The sequence below is a fragment of the Halalkalibacter sp. HAAS-P013 genome (assembly GCF_056619925.1).
The window spans coordinates 26364-45719 of sequence record NZ_JBWQTU010000001.1; the positions used below are offsets into that span (position 1 = coordinate 26364).

The following is a 19356-nucleotide window of genomic DNA, read 5'->3' on the forward strand; positions in this document are numbered from 1 at the left end:
TAGGAGGGGATCATGATGGTGACAAGTTTACGGTCTACAGTAACATTACATAATGGTGTACAGATGCCGTGGTTTGGTTTAGGCGTTTTTCAAGTAGAGGACGGTCAAGCGGTTGTTGATTCGGTTTTAGCTGCGATCAAAGCAGGTTATCGCAGTATCGATACCGCTGCTATTTACGGGAATGAAGAGGGGGTTGGCCAAGCGATCAAAGAATCAGGTGTCGACCGCAGCAACTTGTTTATTACGTCTAAAGTGTGGAATGCAGATCAAGGATATGAAACAACATTAAAAGCATTTGATACAAGTTTGCAGAAGCTTGGTCTTGATTATTTAGATCTATATTTAATTCATTGGCCAACAGCTGGAAAATATAAGGACACATGGAAGGCTCTAGAGAGGCTTTATAGTGAAGGTCGTGTAAAAGCAATTGGTGTTAGTAACTTCCATATTCATCATCTTGAAGACTTACTAAAGGAAGCTAAAATCAAGCCGATGGTTAACCAAGTTGAGTATCATCCACATTTAGCTCAAGTAGACTTGCGAGATTTCTGTAAAGAGCAGGGGATTCAATTAGAAGCATGGTCGCCACTTAAGCAAGGTGAGCTTTTGACAGATAAAACAATTAATGCTATTGCAATAAAGTATGGCAAATCACCTGCACAAGTGATTTTACGGTGGGATTTGCAAAATGAAGTAGTTACCATTCCCAAATCCGTCAAAGAACAACGCATTATCGATAATGCAAATATTTTTGATTTTGCGTTATCAGAAGAAGACATGGAAGCAATCAATCGGTTAAATAAGGATGAACGTGTAGGACCAGACCCTGATAATTTTGATTTTTAATTAATAGGAATTAATTGAGTAAAAGGGCTTTTCTGGCTCTTTTTACTCAATATAGATATGGAGGAGAGACTTTTGAAATATCGTCAATTAGGGGATACAGATTTAAAGGTGAGTGAGTTAAGTTTTGGTACATGGGCGATTGGTGGTTCATGGGGAAAATCGAACGATCAAGAAGCGTTACGAGGTTTAGAACATGCGATGGATGCTGGAGTGAATTTCTTTGATACAGCGGATGTATATGGAGATGGTCACGCTGAAGAATTGCTAGGTAGAGCAACAAAAGGCAAGGAAGATCAAATCTATATTGCTACGAAGTTTTGTAGAGCGGGGGACATTCATGATTTAGAAACTTACTCGGAAAAAAGCGTTAGGGCTTATTGTGAAGCGAGTTTAAAGCGTTTACAAAAGGAGAGAATCGATTTATTCCAAATTCATTGCCCTCCACTTGAGATTATCAAACATGGAGGAGTCTTTGAAGTATTAGATCAGCTTCAACAAGAAGGGAAGATTCGACACTACGGAGTAAGCGTAGAGACTGTTGAAGAAGGGCTATACTGCTTGGATATTCCTAATGTGAAAGCATTGCAAGTAATTTTTAATATGTTAAGGCAAAAGCCATTAGATGATCTCTTTCCAAAAGCTATAGAAAAAGGAGTCGGAATTTTAGCCCGTGTTCCATTAGCAAGCGGCCTATTAACTGGGAAGTTTACGAAAAGTGCTAGCTTTGAAGAAGATGATCATCGAAATTTTAATCGAGATGGGGCTGCTTTCAATGTCGGTGAGACGTTTGGTGGACTTGAATTTAACAAAGGTGTTGAGTTAAGTAATGAACTAAAGTGGGTCGAAGAAGGTCGCGGGAATATGACAAGAGCTGCATTACGATATATTCTTGATCAAGATTCTATTACTTGTGCAATTCCGGGATTTAAAACTGTCAAACAAGTAGAAGATAGCTTGAAAGCTGTAGACGTTCCATCATTTAGTAATGAAGAGTTAGCGAAATTAAAAGGTTTTTATCAAAATGAGGTTCATTCCCACATTCGTGGTGTGTATTAGAACGGTATCAAAGTTCCCATACATAAATGACAAATTCATGTATCGTTTCACAAAACCTAGAGACAATAAAGTTTGTAAAACATAATTCTCGGAGGTTAGAAATGAAACGATTTCATGTATTAATGGTAGCTGTCGTTCTTATGTCGATGTTTTCTATTCAACCTGCTGCAAATGCAGAGGTGAAAATGTTTAATGAGCCACCTTTCTCTCATTATAAGGTGTCACGCGGAGATTCGTTTTGGTTTATTGCCCAACGGTATGGTTTAGATTATCGTGAACTAATGAGATTAAATCCGGATGTGGTTCCTACAAACATGCACGTTGGGGAAGTCATTCGTTTGAAGCCGGAAGCCTCTCACCATAGCGCATTTGAGGACCAAGTTGTAGCTCTAGTGAACCAAGAAAGAAGACAACGTGGCTTAAATCCAGTGCAGCATAGAGCAGATGTTAAAAATGTAGCACATAAAAAAGCTGAGGATATGATCAATTCCAATTATTTCTCCCACAATAGTCCAAACTATGGTTCACCATTTGATATGTTGCGTACGTATGGGATCAGTTACCAAGCGGCGGGAGAAAATATTGCTAAAGGGCAAACAACCCCTGAACAAGTGATGAGGGATTGGATGAACTCCCCCGGTCACAGACAAAACATTTTAAACTCACAGTACGATACAATTGGTGTTGGATTTTATCACGGTGCGTGGGTACAAATGTTTATTAAAGCTAGATAATTCTGTTTATTGAAATAGGGAATATTAAAGGCGAGGTGTCTTAATAGAGTTCTTACTCTTATAAGACACCTTTTTGCTTGTTCTTGATTGAAAAGAGGAGATTACTAAAGAAATAGCGAAAATAGAAACGAAAGGGATTATAATGGAGGAATGCTATGTTAGTCATCATTGAGCCTAATAGTTTTCTTTTTAATTTAGCTATTGCAACAATTTTATGTACAGTTATTGGGTTAGAGAGAGAATTGAAAAGAAAGCCTTTAGGGCTAAAAACATGTTTAGTTATTGGGATTATGAGTTGTTTGCTCACTTATGTTTCAATTGTTGGTGCAGAAAACTATGCGACAGCTCATAGCAAACCGATGGATCCGTTACGACTTGCAGCACAAATTGTTTCGGGGATTGGCTTCCTTGGAGCTGGTGTCATTCTAAGACGAAATAATGACATGATCTCAGGTCTGACAACTGCAGCGATGATTTGGGGAGCTGGAGGCATTGGTATTGCATGTGGAGCAGGTTTTTGGATCGAAGCTATTGTTGCAACAGTTCTTTTGCTCATAAGTGTTGAGTTTTTGCCATTTATTATTAAATTTATTGGACCAAAAGCACTAAGGCAAAAGGAAATCAAAGTGAAAATAACGGTTAATTCTGAAGAGAAGCTTACAGTTATTCTAAAAGAATTGAGAAAACAACAAATGAAAGCTAGAAAAGTCAGGGTAAAAGATTTGCGTGATTCAGATTCACAGCAAATGGAATTACTATTATTAGTTGATGAGAAGGTTTATACTACTGACATTTATTATACATTAAAAAAAATGCAGTATGTTATTGGGGTGGAGCTTGAATCAAGATAAGATGCCGAATACTTCGTGCATCTTATCTTATCATTACCTGGAATTAAACTTGTTTAGGGGCATTAAAGGAGCTTCTAAATGGAGGGTAAAACAACAAAAAAAAGCTCCTTAGCTTATGCCCTGTTCTATTCACATAAAAAAGATTCTGAAAATACTGATAACAACTGCAATGACACTAATTCCCGTTCCTGCTGACCATTTAATTAGCTGCAATTGTTGTTGCTGCATTTTGTTTTCTACTTCTTGCGCCAAGGCAAATTCTTTCTCAGACAAGATGTTATCAACAATTTCTGAAATATCTGTTTGATTTATTTGTTGTTCATTTGTTACACGAAGTGCCTCGATTTTTGCTTCTAATTCTTTTATTTTTAACTCTAATTCTTTCTGTTTTTGCTCCATATCATCCATTGGATGACCTCCTCACAACTCCTCTATTGATAGCTTATTCCTATATGAATGCTTATGCATGTATCAATACCTATAAAAGAATAAATAATTCGTAAAGAAATGGTATACAAGGTAATTAGCCCAATCAAAAAAACCATTTAACATAGGAATATAATTGTGAAGTTTTAGCTTTACGACCATTGAAAGGAGTGTTAGAGATGGCAGAGGGATTTTCTATAATCGTTGTATTATTTATTTTACTAGTAATTGTGGGAGCTAGCTGGTTTGGTCCAGGGTATACAAAAGCTGTACCAACGTACGGATATGGATATGATTGTGGGTGTTAATGATTATGTTTTGAAAGGCTTACAGAGCTTTTAAAATTACAGATGAGGATCGGACTAAAGCCCATCCTCATCTTATTTGTTAGATCCACCATAATGCTGCGCCTAAAACAAATCCTGTAATTGCAGCTAATGCAATTGGGAATCCAAATCTTCGTCTGCCATATCCATATCCATAACCGTAGCCAAAGCCACCAAAATGAGAATTAGTCGGTTGAAGGTATACATGAGTGTCTGTTACATGAGTAATTCTTCCTGAGTATTTCTTTCCGTCTATACAAGTAATCGTTACATCTCTTCCTGCGTAACGGCAACAAAGTTCATAATATCCCATTCGTTACTCTCCTTTCATAAAAATAACTTGTTCACTTTATTCTATTTGTCTAGAAGAAAGTTGTTTATTAATCGGCCTATCATAAAGAAAATTACGCGCTTAACCTAAAGCCAAGTCAATATAGAATTCATATAATACAAAAAAGAGGAGGAAATAAATGTGTCATTACAGCTATTTAGACTTTTTAAGTGATATCGGAATCGGAAGTGCTCATCCAGGAGGAGTGGATTGTACAAAATACATTTTTCAAAAAGAGCAACTTAAGAAAGAAATGAAAGTATTAGATGTTGGATGTGGGACAGGTGATACAGCACTCTTTTTAAGAGAATCTTATCATTGCAAAGTAGATGCAATTGAAAACCATCCAAGAATGCTAGAAAAAATAAAAAATAGATGCAAAAGAGAAGGGGCAACTTTAAACGTGGTCGAAGGGTCCGTGGAACATATGCCTTTTTCAAACAACACATATGATTACATTATTTGTGAATCAGTATTAGCCTTTGTTGATGCGAACCGTGCATTGAGCGAATGTTACAGGGTTTTAAAAGACAAAGGAATTCTACTCTTAAACGAAATGTCTCTTGTAGAGCCATTAAATGAAAATGAGCTCAAACGCTTTAAAGAATTTTACCAACTACAAGAATGTAATACAGAAAATCAGTGGAAAGAAAAGCTTGAGCTAACAGGGTTCAAGAAAATAGATTTATTAATAAATTCCACAGTTATAGAAAGCCAACCGATTGAAATTTCACTTTCTCCAAATATCGATCCAAACTTATTAGACATGTTAGATGAGCATCAACGGTTACAACAAGAATTAGATGGGAAGGTAGGAAGTATTGTATTAAGGTGTCAAAAATAACAGGATGACTCTTTTAGTCGAATATACTGATTTAAGTAAACTTATCCTATTCAATTCAGTCATTTTTGTCACGCAAATCCGTTTATAACAGATATTGTATTCTGATCACTCGGTCAATATTTTGATATAATTTTCTCTTGGACGAAAGCTACTTGGAAAGACACACAAGAGTGGTTTCGTATGTGAAAAAATAACTATTTATGGGAATAAAAGACTAGAATCTATAAAATTAAAATAGTCTATTCGTATGGTTTTTTATCTAGTGAATTGTTCTGTGTAGTACTTATAGTCGCCTATTTCACGACTTGAAAGGAAATGCAGGACAACTAAAAATTATGAGTTGTTAGAGATAGAATATTTTATACGAATGGTAAGGTTTTTAATCAAAGAAATTAATTGAAATGTTTTTTGACGAAAATTTTAAAGGTGAGTTGCAAAATCAATTCTATTTGAGTATGTTTATATATTTAAAAGTTTATAAAAACAATTTAATATGTTATTCAAATCATTCTAGGACTAATCACATAGGTAAGTATAAAGTCTTTTTTATTGGCTCTTTTCGTAAAGATTGTTGCTATAAAGGTAGTTTTCCTCAAAGTGAAATGGAGCGTAATGCAACGAACATGTGGAGGTGTGACTGCTCATAAAAACAACAAAGTATGCGAAAACAGCCTTTTAATTTGAATATTAGATGATTTAAACTGTTGACTTTTCGATGATTTAGTAGGCTAATTTTATTTTTAATATTAGTTAATAAATTCAATAAATAGACATATTTTTTTACCTGAATGGAAAAATGAACTGGACTAGATTTATCATTTCGTATAATATTATAAAAAGTCGAAAAATTAAGTCAAAAAATATCAGGAAAAAGAAATCATTTCTGCTTTTTTCTGTTTATCCTTCCCGAAATAAGGTATTATCAATTAGATTTAATAAAAAATCTAATGCGGTTATTTTATCTTTTTGATGGCAAAAATGAAGATAATGAGTTTCGGAAGTTGACTTATTGAGTAAGTTTGCGTTACTTTTTTAATAGGAGAAGAGAGAACTACGTAAAGAGAGGCTGGACGAATGAAAAACATAGAGAACCCTAAAACAGCTTTTGTTATTTTTGGAGTAACAGGAGATTTAGCAAAAAGAAAATTATTTCCGTCCATTTATAAATTATATAAAGCGGGAAAATTATCAGAAAACTTCGCCGTTATCGGTGTAGCAAGAAGAGATTGGTCAGATGAAATTTTACGTGAAAATGTTACGAATTCTTTACCTCAAGGTGAGGACGCTGAATTGGTTCAAAAATTTTGTTCCCATTTCTACTACCTTCCTTTTGATGTGACTAATAAAGAGTCGTATCATGAATTAGATTCAAAGTTGAAACAATTCGATGAAAAATACGAAATCCCTGGAAATCGCATTTTCTATATGGCAATGTCGCCAGAGTATTTCGGAACAATTGCTTCAAATCTGAAATCGGAAAAAGTAACTGAGACAAGTGGCTGGACAAGGCTTATTATCGAGAAGCCATTTGGTAGGGATCTTCCATCTGCTGAAAAGTTAAACAATGAGATACGCCAAGCTTTTTCAGAAGATGAGATTTACCGTATTGATCACTATTTAGGAAAAGATATGGTACAAAATATTGAGGTTATCAGATTCGCTAATGCGATCTTTGAACCATTATGGAACAATCAATACATATCAAACATTCAGATCACTTCAAGTGAAACATTAGGTGTCGAAGATCGTGGTGGATATTATGAAACATCTGGAGCCCTTCGTGATATGGTACAAAATCATATGCTTCAAATGGTCTCATTGCTTGCCATGGATCCGCCTATACGTCTAACAACAGATGAAATTAGAAGTGAGAAGATTAAAGTTCTTCGTGCGTTAAGAAATTTCTCTATTGAGGATACACCAAACTATTTCGTAAGAGGTCAATACGAAACGGGTGTAATCCAAGGGGAGGAAGTTAAAGGGTATAGAGAAGAAAAAAATGTAGATCCTAATTCAATTACTGAGACATATGTTGCTGGTAAAATTTTGATAGATAATCATCGCTGGGCAGGAGTCCCATTCTACATCCGAACAGGAAAAAGAATGACTCAGAAATCAACTAAGATTGTTATTCAATTTAAAGACAGACCTATGAATCTTTATTATAATGAAGACTCACAAAGGTACTCTAATTTATTGGAAATTTCCATTCAGCCAGATGAAGGAATTACTTTGCAGCTTAATGGGAAAAAAGTTGGGACCACAGGTGAAACAACACCAGTTCAACTTGATTATTGCCATGATTGTGTTGATACATCTAATACGCCTGAAGCATATGAACGCTTAATTTATGATTGTATTTTAGGGGATGCAACGAACTTTGCTCATTGGGATGAAGTTGATTTATCTTGGACATTTATTGATACCATTTCTAAAGCATGGGAAAGCAGGGACATCGAAGTAGCCACGTATGAGGCTGGTTCTATGGGTCCTAAACAAGCAGATAAATTACTTGCAGAAGATGGATTTCATTGGTGGCCTATTACAACTAGAGGTTAAGCCATAAAAAGTATATAATTAGAAAAGGGTTTGTCTAAAAGCCTGTAAAGACGTGGCAATGACTTCGTTCGCTACGCGCCTTGAGAGGAGAAACCCACTCCTCTCAAGGCTTTTAAAAGATGTAGCGACTCCGCTCATTGCTTCAGGGTTATGCCAAAAGGTCAAAATCAGACCTTTTGGCATAACCCCTTTTATGTTGTTTGATAAGGAGATGAGCTATGGATAAAAAGAAGATTTTACTCGTAGATGGAATGGCATTATTGTTTCGTTCTTTTTATGCGACGGCAATGAGTGGGTATTTTATGGTCAATAGCAAAGGTGTTCCGACTAATGCTATCCATGGCTTTGTGAAACATTTATTTACAGCTGTAAATGAACACGAGCCGACGCATGTCATTTGTTGCTGGGATATGGGAAGCAAGACATATCGAACTGAGTTATATCCAGAATATAAGGCAAACAGAGGAGAACCACCAGTAGAGTTGATTCCTCAATTTGATTTAGTGAAGGAAGTTGTCCGAGAGCTAGACATTCCAAATATTGGCTTGAAAGGGTTTGAAGCTGATGACTGTATTGGAACATTGGCAAAGAAGATGGGGCAACATTCAGAGGTTGCTATCTTAACTGGCGATCAAGACATGTTACAATTGTTAGATAAAAATGTGTCTGTTATTCTCTTAAAAAAAGGATACGGAAATTACGATGTGTTTAATGAAGAAAGATTTCATACCGAAAAAGGGATACGCGCCGCACAAATGATTGATTTAAAAGCATTAATGGGTGATAGTAGTGATAATTATCCTGGTGTCAAAGGGATTGGTGAAAAAACGGCATTGCGACTACTGCAATCTCATGATTCTGTTGAAGGCATTTTAGAAAATATTGAATTGCTTACAAAAACACAGCGGAAAAAAATAGAAGAAGAAATTGAGATGCTGCATTTGTGTAGAAAACTCGCAACGATTCATTGTGAGGTAGATATTCAATGTACGCTTGAAGAGTCCATCTTTAACATCAATAAGGGTAAAATGTTAAAGAAATTCGAAGAGTTAGAGCTTAAAAACTTAGACCAAATCTTGCAGTAAGCATTTCTTCAAAAACAGCTTGAACAAACCATTAAGGATTTGTTCAAGCTGTTTTTTTCATGAGTTGTTTTCCTCAATCCATTTATCAGAAGGTAAAAAGAAAGTTAAGATGCCAATTAGTGGAAGTGTTACTGTAAACAATATCGTGTTTGTTAACCCGATCGCATCGGCCATGAGGCCAAGGCCGACAGAACCTACAGCCCCCATCCCAAATGCAAGGCCGACAATAAGTCCAGATACCATTCCAATTCTTCCTGGGACGAGTTCTTGCGCATAGACGACAGATACAGAAAAGCTTGATAAAATGATAAAACCAATGATTGCAATCAAAGGATAGATGAAAATAGTTCCAACATGTGGAAGTAACAGGGTGAGCGGAGCTGAACCGAGCATCGACAGCATGATGATATTGCGCTTTCCAAAGCGATCTGCTAAAGGTCCGCCAGCAAATGTTCCGATTGCTCCAAAAGCTAAAAAGATAAATAAGTAAACTTGTGCTTGCCCAATTGACATACTATATTGTTCAATCAAATAAAAAGCATAGAAGTTTGTCATACCAGCTTGAAACCAAGAACGGGCAAAGACTAGGAAAACAAGCAAACAAATGGCTATAATAATTGTCTTCTTCTTTTTGCTAGTATTCTCTGCTTTGTTTTTCGCTTTTTTCGGAGCAGTAAATATCGTGTTTGTGTTAATTTGAACGGAATACCATCTTGCAATATAAAAAAGAAGACCAATAGCTATAGCAGCTAAAATTGTAAACCAGATTGAGCCAAATTGCCCTAAAGGAACAAGAATAAGCGCTGTAATTAAAGGAGCTAGTGCTTGACCTGCATTTCCACCAACTTGATAAATTGATTGAGCGAGGCCGCGCCTGCTGCCAGCTGCCATATAAGCTACTCGAGAACCTTCAGGGTGAAAGGTTGCTGAACCGAGTCCAATAAAAATGACTGAAAGGACGACAAATAAAAACGAAGGAGCAAAAGCAATTCCAAGCACACCTATAAAAGTAAAACAAAGGCCAATAGGTAAAGCGTAAGGAGATGGCTTTCTATCCGTAAATGTCCCGACTACTGGTTGAATAAGTGATGAAGTAAGGTTTAAGGAAAAAGCAATAAGCCCGAGCTGTGTAAAAGTCAATCCCATCGATTGCTGTAAGATAGGAAACATTGCAGGAACGAGAGATTGAATCGTGTCGTTTAAGAGGTGGACAAAACCAATAATGAGTAAAATACGATACGCTGTTTTTTGTTCAGGTGCTTGAGTATCGATTTGTTTTTGTTGAGCTTGCATTCTGTTCGTCCTTCTTTCTATACACTAAATAGTTACATAAATTATATCATGTTAGATGTTAGTTAGAACTTAAATCATGTAAAATTAAGGCTCTTTTTGCAAACGTTGTTGTTTTTCCTCATATTTTTTAATAAACGTTTATAATTGAATGAATTTCATAATTTGAACCCTTAGTCTCGTAAGGCTTTCAAGACACGAAAAAAGGAGTACCTCCCCAAAAGTCGAATTAGTAAGTTACCACACAATACTAACGACTGGAGGAAGACTCCCTTATGACTATTATACGACAAAGAAGCCTATTTGACCTGCAAGATTTATATGATTTAGAACCTACCCACTCATATCGAAGCTCGAGACCAAGCACCAACGAAAGAAGAAAAGCCGAAGCAAGAACCAAAGAAACGTGGACGCAAATCGAAAGAAGAACAAGAGAAATGGCTTCAAGAACAAGCCAAACGTGAAGCAGCTCTTCCGATTTTACACGAAACTGGAAGCTAGTTTGAAGTACAGAGATCGTCATGATTTCACTACTTTACTAGCAACTTTAATGATTCGTGTACGGATGGTATCGATTTGCATGACCTTTTGTTCTTCTGGAAAACAAAGCGTGCGCAACCAGTTCGTTAAATTATAAGGCAATAAACTCAACATCATCTTTACTTCGTTTACTTGGTAGGAATGACTGTTCATTTTATCAAATCCAAATCCATTCTTAGCTTCTTTGATGTAGTTCTCCATCGTTCCTCTTTTTTGATAACTGAGGGGAATCGCTTTAGGGGAGAAGGTATCACCTAAACTTGTCACAAAGAAAGAATGGGTAAACAGTAATTCGCCAGCAGGACGTATCGATTTTATAATGACTTTCCTAGGCTTTGACCACGACTTCGCTTGATAAATGGTTTCTTCATAATAACATTCTGCTCGCGTCACATTGGAAGAAATAGACGATGGAAGTAGCTCATCCGCAATCCGTTGTAGATTTGCATTCGATTTCAATCGAATCACATAGTAAACCGATTCTTTTTCACATAATTCATACAAAGCAGGTACCGCAAAACCACTATCGCCACGAATAAACGGTGTATTTGGGAATTTTTCATTGTAATGAGCAATGAGGGGTGTATAAACTCCACAACACCGTTAGAAGTATAGACATTTCCAGGACGTAGCTGTGCTTTAAGATAATCACCTGTTATTCCGTCGAAGGCAACCAATGGGTGAAAGCCGACTGTCCCATAATGTGCATTGTAAGCCGCTGATTCTTGGTTTCCATACGTATCTGAATGGGTAGAATCCAAATCAAAGATGAGTGCTTTTTGAATCTCTGAATTGATGCACTTTGTCGGTAAGTTCTTGATTAGCTTGATTTAATTCTTCAATCGATTGGTTATCAAAACGTCTAAAGAAACGGAATAGGCTAGGCTACGAAGCTAGCGCATCCGTACCGATAATCTGAGTAAATACGGGGTCTTTCGTTAATTGGTCGGCTGCATCATCTTCGGAATAACCAGCAATGATTTGATAAATCTTTTGACGAAGTAAGTTTTCAATCGAATGAACATTAAAGGTTTTCTATGAATAATTCAGGAATAATATGAAAATCTTGCGAGTGAGAATAGAGAATCTAAAGTTGAAATTTATTGAAACAAACGAGATAACGTAATATAGTTGTAAAAGGGTGCAATAACGATATATGAAAAATAAAATTGTTGTTGTTCAATTCGTTAAGAACTACCACTTATTTATAGAAACAGAAACTACATACTAAAAAGAGAACCAAAGGGGGGATGATATTGTTAACAAATCATTTGGATTTTAGACTCGAACCAAAATTGATTGAGATGTATGACGAGCATAAAATCAGATCTGAAAAAATAGATTGGGGTTATTATGAATACCTACCTTGGGATAAAGCCATGGATTTTAAACGAGTTCCTTGGGATCCATCTCAGGTTACGTTACCGCTATCTATCATAACTGCGGTGGAAACCGCTTTATTAACAGAAGTAAATTTACCTTGGTTCACAAGTCACTTAGAACAAACATTTAAAGGTTCTCTTACAGTTCTTAAAGATTTCGTACACACTTGGACAGCAGAAGAAGACCAGCACTCGAATTTATTAGAAAATTATTTATTAATTACACGAAATGTGGAACCCAAAAGACTTCACCAGTTGCATAAGATGACGGTAGAGGGAGGGTGGGAGCCTGACTTTCATAGTCCGTTCGAAACAATGGTCTACACGACATTGCAAGAATTAGCAACAATGGTCTTTTACAACAATGTGGCAAAAGTAGCCGGTAAATACGATCGAGACTTATCCACTTTATTAAGGCGTTTGGCGAAAGATGAAATTTTACATTACGCTTTTTATCGTGACGTCATTAAATATCATTTACAATTGGAGCCGAATTATTGCTATTACTTAGGTCATGTCATTAAAAACTTTCAAATGCCAGGTACCGTTATGCCGGATTTTGAAGACCGTATGGCAATTATAGCAAAAGAAGCCAATTATGGACCGTTAGAATATTTTGATCAAGTAATCGATGTAATTGTTGACTATTGGGAACTTGAGAAATTAAGACCGATTGCTCCAGAAGCGGAAGAGGCTAGGTTGGATATTTTGAAGTATAGAGATCGATTAAAACGAGTCCGGGATCGTTTTTATAAAAAACAAAATGAAGAACCAATAATGGGCAAAAATTATTATTAATAAAGAGGAAAAACTTTGTAATTGTTCAAAATTAAAGGGTGCCTATATGTTGTAGAAATCAATTTTATAACAAAATTGATTTCTTTTTTTGATATCAAAACAAAAATAAGTTAAATGAGATTTAGCAGTAAGCAATGAGCGCAAGGAAGATTTGATTTTGAATAGCCGTTTCGCTCATGCCATAAAAATGTTTGATCTCTACGTCAAATAACATAGAAAATAGCACCCTCTCTTACACAAAGACAATAGTCATTGTCAAGATGTCATTCGGGGTGCTATTTTCTATGTTAGTAGGGTTGAATTTCTATAAAACGTGGATATATCAACAATATAAGGTATGCGAATTGCCATGCTAAAAGGTATGAAAATTCGTATGCTATTTGCAGTGTTTCTCCAAGAAAACGGAACTACTTATGAAAAGGTGGTCTTCCTTTTTTCAATACCCTCTTTTGTTTAATTGATTCGTTTGTGCTTCCACATCATGTAACGGTAGCGAATTGTGCAACCGATACAAAAGCCAAGTATAGCAATGCCTGCTGCTAACAGGACCATAATGCTAAATACATAACCAAGAGCTACTAATCCAACATTGAAAAACAACAAAGATAAACCTAAACAAATAGTTGCGATCCATTGATTGAAAATTTGTTGATCAGGATCTTCTAAAATGTACTTATCCTTCGGCTTCTTTAGAAATTTTCTACCTATTACCATAATTATATTACGCTTCGTTACAAGTGTAATAACTCCAATGATAAATGGCATAAGTAATATCCAATTAGAAAGCAGCAAGCTCAAAAGGACAGTAATAACGATAAACGCTTGATTTGTCTGCACGAGTGGTTTTGGAATTCCCATTAAAACAACCTCCTTACTTATATATTATATAACAAACATTTCAACTGTGCATTTATTTAGACTTCGAATGATGCAATCTTCAAAAAAAGACAATAATTGGAGGAATGCTTTTTCTAACGTAAGGCAATAATATACTTGGCTAGGAGGTGATAGCAATGGCAAAGCGTAACAAAAACAAAAATAATAATAACAATGTTGAAGCAGAAAATGCAAATGTTGAATTTGCAGAAGAAAATGATGCACAACAATTAAACAACCGCAACAACCGTAAGAATCGTAAGAACAATAAATAACATAGCTGCTGTTTTGATTTTACACATAGTACGAATGAAGATCCTAGTCAAATAACTAGGGTCTTTTTTTAGAATGTAAACATTACCAGTAAGGAAAATACATAAGTGAAACAAGATTACACACGATAGTTAGTACAAAGAAAAAAGCGAGGTGATATGAAATGGCAAACAACAGCAGTAATAAGCTTGTCGTACCAGGAGTAGAACAAGCATTAGATCAAATGAAATATGAGATCGCACAGGAGTTTGGTGTTCAACTAGGCTCGGAGGCAACATCTCGTTCAAATGGGTCTGTTGGTGGAGAGATCACAAAGCGGCTTGTCCAACAAGCTGAACAACAGTTTGGTGGTTATCAAAAATAATAAATAGATGGCATGCAGCTTAAACAAAATGTTTAAGCTGCTTTTTTAATAGTTCACATGTAAAGGCAGTAATGCTTGATACAAAAAAAGAGGGCATTGGCCCTCTCCTTCTTACGATAGACCGTGATCTTTTTCTGAGATCTCAGAAAGTGCTTCTCCGGCTTCGTTTTCATAAATGTTTTGAGTAGCTAAATCGCCAATTGCTACCATACCAATTATTTTTCCGTTTTCTACAACTGGCAATCGACGAATTTGGTGCTCGGCCATCATGTTTGCGGCTTCGTGAGGATCAGTTGTTGGGGATGCTACAGTTAGATTTGTTGACATGCATTCTTCAACAGAAGCATGTGTATCGTCTCCATCTGCTGTAGCGCGAATCGTAATATCTCTGTCTGTAATAATCCCTACTAGTTCGCCATTTTTTACAACAGGGATTGAACCGATATCCTTTGATTTCATCATTGAAGCGGCTTCTTGAATAGACTGAGAAGCTTCGATTGTGATTACATCTGTTGACATGATTTCATTTAAGTTTTGTGCCATTATAAACACTCCTTTCAAAAGAAGTATCTGTTAAGAGGAGTTATTTATGCATGTATGATGAAATGGTATGATAATTAATATAATTGATTTTACATGAGGTCATAATACCTAACTTTGACTATAACACTTGTGGCGGAACGCATTCAAGGTCAACTGGTGAAGTTCAAGTGATTAAAGTCCTAAATTGGGAGAGGCAAAAGAAAAACATACGAGTACAGTTCATTTGCGGAAACCGTGTGTTAAATCAGTTTGATCAAAAGCAATCTGTCTTACTGGCATTAACCGATTTAATGAGTGCACCAGAACAAGATCTTGTGCACGTAATAAAACAAAGACTTGTAAAAGAAAAAGAATTGGAAAAATCAGTTGAAACGCTCAAGGGAGAATTGCTTTCTTATGAGGCGAAAGAATTAATCAGTTTAGACGAGTTGACTATTGGGCGTACATACGAAGATAGATCGATAAAGGAATTACAGAAGCTAGCTCAAATTATAACAGTCCAAGCCCCAAAATGTGCTGTGTTCTTCGTTTCAAAAAATGAGAATCGATTACAAGTTGTGGCTGCAAAAGGAAAAGAATCGCATGTAAACTGTAAGGAGCCTGTATTGGCTGCATTACCGGTTATTTGCGGAAAAGGTGGGGGAAATGATTCACTTGTTCAAGGTGGTGGAGATGCTATGATGTCATCATCAGCATTTTTAGAGCAGATTCTGGAACGTGTAAGTTTAGCATAGCCATATAGGAAGTTCGCTGTAACTAAAAGTGGTCTTTTTTTATGCACAAAAAAGGAGTGGGGAATATGGCAGTAAAAAAGCAGTTTGCTGTAATTGGCTTGGGTCGCTTTGGTGGGAGTATTTGTAAAGAGCTATACAATATGGGCCATCAAGTCTTAGCTATTGATAATCGAGACCACAAAGTAAATGAATTTGCATCGTTTGCAACTCATGCAGTTATTGCCAATTCAACTGATGAAAAAGCTTTAAAATCTTTAGGTATAAGAAACTTTGAATATGTCATTGTCGCAATTGGAGATGATATACAAACAAGTATTTTGACAACACTTCTATTAAAAGAAATGGATGTTAAGAATGTATGGGTGAAAGCTCAAGATGCCTATCACCATAAAGTACTAGAAAAAATAGGGGCAGATCGCATTATACATCCAGAGCATGATATGGGAATTAGGATTGCTCAACATTTGAATTCTGAGAAAATCGTAGACTATATTGAATTATCGGATGAATATAGCATTGTTGAATTATTAGCGACTAGGAAAATTCACAATAAATCATTAGTTGATCTAAATGTTCGAGCAAGATACGGTTGTACAATTTTAGCAATAAAAAGAAAAGAAAGCATTAATGTTTCTCCATTGCCGGGTGAGATCATTCATGAAGGCGATATGTTAGTGGTTATTGGTCATAAAAATGACTTGAAACGTTTTGAAGACGAAGGTATGTAATGTGTATCGAAAAAGCTTCTCAGTGCTGTGCTGAGGAGCTTTTCATAATGTGTAAGAAATGGGAAACAATAATTGAAGTTAGTTCAAGGAGGAGGGGGAAATATGCTGTTTATTTTTGAAATTATGAGAATAACAGTTAAAATAAAAAAGTTAACTTTGCTTTTGCTAACTCTCATTTTTCTAATCTGTAGTGCCTTTGTCATTCATTGGTTAGAGCCTGAAATGTTTCCTGACCCTTTTATTGGATTTTGGTATGTAATGACAACTGTCACAACAACAGGCTATGGTGATTTCGTGCCAGAGACGACATTAGGTCGTTTGTTTGGCTTATTTCTCTATTTTGTCGGTATTGGATTAATTGGTATTGTAATTGGAAAAATCGTAGAAGGATTTGGGATATACAGAAAGCTAAAGGAGGAAGGGAGATTGAGTTACAAAGGGCAAGGTCACTATGTAATCATAGGATGGTCAAGTAAAGCGAAACATACAATGAATGAAATTCTAGAAATAGATGATCATGCAAAGATTTTAGTAATTGATTCAAGGGAAAAGACTCCTTTTGAACATGAGAAATTGAGTTATATTCAAGGAGACCCAACTGATAAAGAAACATTAGAAAAAGCGAATATATTACAGGCAAGGGCTGTATTGATTTTCACACAGGACAATGAATTTAATCCCACAGCAGCTGATGGCCAATCTTTACTAACCGTATCAGCAATTGAAGGCTATGCAGTTGAAATGAAACAGGAAATCTATACAATTGTTGAAATCCTTAAGGAGAAACATATCGCCAATTTTAAGCATGCAAATGTCGATGAATTTGTCATTGCAGATGAGGCACTTTCTGATTTAATGGCCAAATCAGCCGTTGATAAAGGTTCAAGTAAATTAATTATGAAATTACTAAGTAGAAAAAGTGGAGTTGATATTAGGAAAATAAAAAAGCAGCCAGTTTGGGAAACATATAATGATGCATTTGAAGAATTAAAGCAACTTGGGGCTACACTTATTTCTGACCGTAATGATTTTAATTTGTTAACAAAATTAGAGGAACCGATACCAAATGAAGCGGAACTGTATGTCATTTGTAGCAAAGAAGCGTATGAGAAAATGGCTACATCTTGAGAAGTCCATGACCAACTGTTTTAAAAGCCTTGAACAGATTAAGGGGCAGTTCAAAAAGGTCAATAACCTATTGGATAACCCCCTTTTTTGTAATGAACTATAGGAATAGCAATCCAAAAATCGTTGTAACTGTTAAACCAATGATTACGGGTATGAAACTTTTTCGAACGAGATCTAAAACTGATATTTTGGCAAATCCAGCAATGGCAATAATAGGTGACCATGCAACCAATGTCCCACCGCCTACCCAAATCGCTCCCATTTGACCAATTGCTGCCAAAGTGGCAGGGGCAACGCCGACAGTTGTGGCAAAAGCATCAGAGAGGGAACCAATTAACGGCAGACCTGAGAATCCGGATCCGTCTAGACCTGAAATCATTCCAAGTATAAGGATTCCAAAACCTGTAATAAAAGCATTATCTGGGATAGCGTGTTGACTTGACTCTACTAAATCAAATAAAAAGGCAGGTGCATGATCCGGATCGTTTACTCCTAAAATACTTGAAGAAAACTCTCCACTTCCCATAAAGAAAAAACCTGCTATTGGAATGACTAACCCCATGACTTTAAAAGCAAAAACGAACCCTTTGACGATATGGTCACTGACTTCTTTTAAAGATCTTCGATAATCACGGAATAGAGATATAGTGATTAATAATAGGACCGCAATACCTCCAATTATCGAAGCACCTGCTCCGTCTGCAATGGCTGGAATAGCATCAGAAAACGTAGCTAGAACAACATATGCAACAATTGCTAAAAAGGTAGAAGGAACGAGAAAGGCAAAGAGTTTGCTATATTTCCCTTTTTTTACATCCAATTCATTTGATTGTAACGTAACATCACTATCTCCGCTTTTTTCCCACTCGGTCAGATTTTTCTTAGCAGGAGGAACGATCGATTTTCGAATCAAAAAATAGGCAATCGTTAATGCGATCGTACCTGCGACGATGGATAAGATTAGGGCTCGGTCGGCAACTGCTGCTGCTTCAATCCCTGAAGTCGAGGCAGTTAATCCTGGAGCGACTTGAAGTACAAAGTCGGATGATAAAGCCATTCCGTGACCAGCTAACGAAATAGCTAATGCTGCACCAACTGGCGGCAAACCAGCTTTGATCGCAACAGGAATTAGCAATGCTCCGATTAGTGGTACGGCCGGGGCGGGCCAGAAAAATAACGAAATTGAATAAGTTACTAAAACAAGAATCCAAAAAGAAAGATGTCCGTTTTTCATGACTTTTTGAAAAGGTATGACCATTTGTTCGTCAGATCCAATCGATTTTAACGACTGTAGTAAAGCGGTCATTATAGCGATAATTAAAAAAATATGAAATAGCTCTCCGGCTGCAGTTAAACTTGCATTAAAGATCGCTTGAACACCGCTTAAAAAAGATCCGTTGTACACCCACCCAATTAGAAAACTCATTAATATGGCTGGAACAACTACATTTTGCCTAAATAACATTGTTAAAATAATTAAGCATGTTCCGGCTAAATATAACCAGTGTGCAATTGTTAATTCCATTGTTCTAATCTCCTTTATACGGATTTTAGAAGAAACGATACCATCCTATGCAGGAGCCCAACATGATGTGAAAGCGGTCATATACGTACACTTGAATAAAAGACATTATAGAAAAAC

20 protein-coding genes and 2 pseudogenes are annotated in these 19356 nt (G+C 36.2%); 15 read left to right on the plus strand and 7 right to left on the minus strand.

The window, feature by feature from the left end; translation table 11 throughout:
* Positions 1-12: 12 nt before the first annotated feature.
* The 4 genes from AC1FXP_RS00155 to AC1FXP_RS00170 all read left to right on the plus strand — a co-directional run bounded on the left by AC1FXP_RS00155 (position 13) and on the right by AC1FXP_RS00170 (position 3487).
* Entirely contained in the window at positions 13-846 is an 834-nt protein-coding gene (locus tag AC1FXP_RS00155; RefSeq protein ID WP_480057925.1) for an aldo/keto reductase, read from the plus strand.
* A 72-nt stretch (positions 847-918) separates the two neighbouring features.
* On the plus strand, positions 919-1902 hold the full coding sequence (locus tag AC1FXP_RS00160) for an aldo/keto reductase (protein WP_480057926.1): 984 nt from the start codon (positions 919-921) through the stop codon (positions 1900-1902).
* 101 nt (positions 1903-2003) lie between these two features.
* On the plus strand, positions 2004-2636 hold the full coding sequence (locus AC1FXP_RS00165) for a CAP domain-containing protein (protein ID WP_480057927.1): 633 nt from the start codon (positions 2004-2006) through the stop codon (positions 2634-2636).
* 155 nt (positions 2637-2791) lie between these two features.
* Positions 2792-3487: an MgtC/SapB family protein gene (locus AC1FXP_RS00170; protein ID WP_480057928.1), complete on the plus strand. Its 696-nt coding sequence runs from the start codon at positions 2792-2794 to the stop codon at positions 3485-3487.
* Between the two features lie 129 nt (positions 3488-3616).
* On the opposite strand, the gene AC1FXP_RS00175 is transcribed toward AC1FXP_RS00170, so the two are convergent.
* Complete coding sequence (locus AC1FXP_RS00175; protein WP_480057929.1) at positions 3617-3895, minus strand: hypothetical protein; 279 nt, start codon at positions 3893-3895, stop codon at positions 3617-3619.
* Between the two features lie 197 nt (positions 3896-4092).
* Between AC1FXP_RS00175 and AC1FXP_RS00180 the strand changes: the two genes are divergently transcribed.
* Positions 4093-4221, plus strand: coding sequence for a YjcZ family sporulation protein (locus AC1FXP_RS00180; RefSeq protein WP_480057930.1), 129 nt, complete (start codon positions 4093-4095; stop codon positions 4219-4221).
* 79 nt (positions 4222-4300) lie between these two features.
* Here the strand turns inward: AC1FXP_RS00180 and AC1FXP_RS00185 are convergent, their stop codons facing one another.
* Positions 4301-4552: a hypothetical protein gene (locus tag AC1FXP_RS00185; RefSeq protein ID WP_480057931.1), complete on the minus strand. Its 252-nt coding sequence runs from the start codon at positions 4550-4552 to the stop codon at positions 4301-4303.
* A 157-nt stretch (positions 4553-4709) separates the two neighbouring features.
* On the opposite strand from AC1FXP_RS00185, the gene AC1FXP_RS00190 reads away from it, so the two are divergent.
* From AC1FXP_RS00190 to AC1FXP_RS00200, 3 genes are all read left to right on the plus strand, one after another.
* Positions 4710-5414 carry a class I SAM-dependent methyltransferase gene (locus AC1FXP_RS00190; RefSeq protein ID WP_480057932.1) on the plus strand — a complete coding sequence of 235 codons (705 nt, stop codon included), beginning with the start codon at positions 4710-4712 and terminating at the stop codon, positions 5412-5414.
* 1074 nt (positions 5415-6488) lie between these two features.
* Positions 6489-7973, plus strand: coding sequence for a glucose-6-phosphate dehydrogenase (zwf, locus tag AC1FXP_RS00195; protein ID WP_480057933.1), 1485 nt, complete (start codon positions 6489-6491; stop codon positions 7971-7973).
* Positions 7974-8191: 218 nt separating this feature from the next.
* Positions 8192-9058: a 5'-3' exonuclease gene (locus AC1FXP_RS00200; RefSeq protein WP_480057934.1), complete on the plus strand. Its 867-nt coding sequence runs from the start codon at positions 8192-8194 to the stop codon at positions 9056-9058.
* Positions 9059-9115: 57 nt separating this feature from the next.
* On the opposite strand, the gene AC1FXP_RS00205 is transcribed toward AC1FXP_RS00200, so the two are convergent.
* Positions 9116-10351: an MFS transporter gene (locus AC1FXP_RS00205; RefSeq protein WP_480057935.1), complete on the minus strand. Its 1236-nt coding sequence runs from the start codon at positions 10349-10351 to the stop codon at positions 9116-9118.
* 336 nt (positions 10352-10687) lie between these two features.
* Here AC1FXP_RS00205 and AC1FXP_RS00210 point away from each other — a divergent pair.
* Positions 10688-10837: pseudogene (locus tag AC1FXP_RS00210) on the plus strand (IS5/IS1182 family transposase); the annotation flags it as partial.
* Positions 10838-10870: 33 nt separating this feature from the next.
* Here AC1FXP_RS00210 and AC1FXP_RS00215 read toward each other — a convergent pair.
* A pseudogene (locus AC1FXP_RS00215) lies at positions 10871-11908 on the minus strand (IS1380 family transposase); the annotation flags it as partial.
* 236 nt (positions 11909-12144) lie between these two features.
* On the opposite strand from AC1FXP_RS00215, the gene AC1FXP_RS00220 reads away from it, so the two are divergent.
* A complete protein-coding gene (locus AC1FXP_RS00220; protein ID WP_480057936.1) occupies positions 12145-13068 on the plus strand; it encodes an acyl-ACP desaturase in 924 nt (307 codons plus the stop codon).
* Between the two features lie 453 nt (positions 13069-13521).
* Here AC1FXP_RS00220 and AC1FXP_RS00225 read toward each other — a convergent pair whose 3' ends face one another.
* Positions 13522-13926 (minus strand): DUF4395 domain-containing protein, encoded by a 405-nt coding sequence (locus tag AC1FXP_RS00225; RefSeq protein ID WP_480057937.1) that lies wholly within the window; start codon positions 13924-13926, stop codon positions 13522-13524.
* A 155-nt stretch (positions 13927-14081) separates the two neighbouring features.
* Between AC1FXP_RS00225 and AC1FXP_RS00230 the strand changes: the two genes are divergently transcribed.
* Together AC1FXP_RS00230 and AC1FXP_RS00235 are read left to right on the plus strand one after the other, a co-directional pair.
* Complete coding sequence (locus AC1FXP_RS00230) at positions 14082-14219, plus strand: hypothetical protein (RefSeq protein WP_480057938.1); 138 nt, start codon at positions 14082-14084, stop codon at positions 14217-14219.
* Positions 14220-14380: 161 nt separating this feature from the next.
* Positions 14381-14581, plus strand: a complete 201-nt coding sequence (locus tag AC1FXP_RS00235) for an alpha/beta-type small acid-soluble spore protein (protein ID WP_480057939.1) — start codon at positions 14381-14383, stop codon at positions 14579-14581.
* A 111-nt stretch (positions 14582-14692) separates the two neighbouring features.
* Here AC1FXP_RS00235 and AC1FXP_RS00240 read toward each other — a convergent pair whose 3' ends face one another.
* A complete protein-coding gene (locus AC1FXP_RS00240) occupies positions 14693-15124 on the minus strand; it encodes a CBS domain-containing protein (RefSeq protein WP_480057940.1) in 432 nt (143 codons plus the stop codon).
* A gap of 83 nt (positions 15125-15207) precedes the next feature.
* Here AC1FXP_RS00240 and AC1FXP_RS00245 point away from each other — a divergent pair, with 83 nt between their 5' ends.
* From AC1FXP_RS00245 to AC1FXP_RS00255, 3 genes are all read left to right on the plus strand, one after another.
* Entirely contained in the window at positions 15208-15858 is a 651-nt protein-coding gene (locus AC1FXP_RS00245) for a hypothetical protein (protein WP_480057941.1), read from the plus strand.
* A gap of 65 nt (positions 15859-15923) precedes the next feature.
* Entirely contained in the window at positions 15924-16586 is a 663-nt protein-coding gene (locus AC1FXP_RS00250) for a potassium channel family protein (RefSeq protein ID WP_480057942.1), read from the plus strand.
* A gap of 72 nt (positions 16587-16658) precedes the next feature.
* Positions 16659-17714, plus strand: coding sequence for an ion channel (locus AC1FXP_RS00255; protein WP_480057943.1), 1056 nt, complete (start codon positions 16659-16661; stop codon positions 17712-17714).
* 97 nt (positions 17715-17811) lie between these two features.
* Here the strand turns inward: AC1FXP_RS00255 and AC1FXP_RS00260 are convergent, their stop codons facing one another.
* Entirely contained in the window at positions 17812-19239 is a 1428-nt protein-coding gene (locus tag AC1FXP_RS00260) for a hypothetical protein (protein WP_480057944.1), read from the minus strand.
* Positions 19240-19356 lie beyond the last annotated feature (117 nt).

Bases quoted from the DNA above. Each gene is read 5' to 3' on its own strand.
- AC1FXP_RS00155 (WP_480057925.1), top strand. From the start codon at position 13: ATGATGGTGACAAGTTTACGGTCTACAGTAACATTACATAATGGTGTA.
- AC1FXP_RS00165 (WP_480057927.1), top strand. From the start codon at position 2,004: ATGAAACGATTTCATGTATTAATGGTAGCTGTCGTTCTTATGTCGATG.
- AC1FXP_RS00170 (WP_480057928.1), top strand. From the start codon at position 2,792: ATGTTAGTCATCATTGAGCCTAATAGTTTTCTTTTTAATTTAGCTATT.
- AC1FXP_RS00175 (WP_480057929.1), bottom strand. From the start codon at position 3,895: ATGGATGATATGGAGCAAAAACAGAAAGAATTAGAGTTAAAAATAAAA.
- AC1FXP_RS00180 (WP_480057930.1), top strand. From the start codon at position 4,093: ATGGCAGAGGGATTTTCTATAATCGTTGTATTATTTATTTTACTAGTA.
- AC1FXP_RS00185 (WP_480057931.1), bottom strand. From the start codon at position 4,552: ATGGGATATTATGAACTTTGTTGCCGTTACGCAGGAAGAGATGTAACG.
- AC1FXP_RS00190 (WP_480057932.1), top strand. From the start codon at position 4,710: ATGTGTCATTACAGCTATTTAGACTTTTTAAGTGATATCGGAATCGGA.
- zwf (WP_480057933.1), top strand. From the start codon at position 6,489: ATGAAAAACATAGAGAACCCTAAAACAGCTTTTGTTATTTTTGGAGTA.
- AC1FXP_RS00200 (WP_480057934.1), top strand. From the start codon at position 8,192: ATGGATAAAAAGAAGATTTTACTCGTAGATGGAATGGCATTATTGTTT.
- AC1FXP_RS00205 (WP_480057935.1), bottom strand. From the start codon at position 10,351: ATGCAAGCTCAACAAAAACAAATCGATACTCAAGCACCTGAACAAAAA.
- AC1FXP_RS00225 (WP_480057937.1), bottom strand. From the start codon at position 13,926: ATGGGAATTCCAAAACCACTCGTGCAGACAAATCAAGCGTTTATCGTT.
- AC1FXP_RS00230 (WP_480057938.1), top strand. From the start codon at position 14,082: ATGGCAAAGCGTAACAAAAACAAAAATAATAATAACAATGTTGAAGCA.
- AC1FXP_RS00235 (WP_480057939.1), top strand. From the start codon at position 14,381: ATGGCAAACAACAGCAGTAATAAGCTTGTCGTACCAGGAGTAGAACAA.
- AC1FXP_RS00240 (WP_480057940.1), bottom strand. From the start codon at position 15,124: ATGGCACAAAACTTAAATGAAATCATGTCAACAGATGTAATCACAATC.
- AC1FXP_RS00250 (WP_480057942.1), top strand. From the start codon at position 15,924: ATGGCAGTAAAAAAGCAGTTTGCTGTAATTGGCTTGGGTCGCTTTGGT.
- AC1FXP_RS00260 (WP_480057944.1), bottom strand. From the start codon at position 19,239: ATGGAATTAACAATTGCACACTGGTTATATTTAGCCGGAACATGCTTA.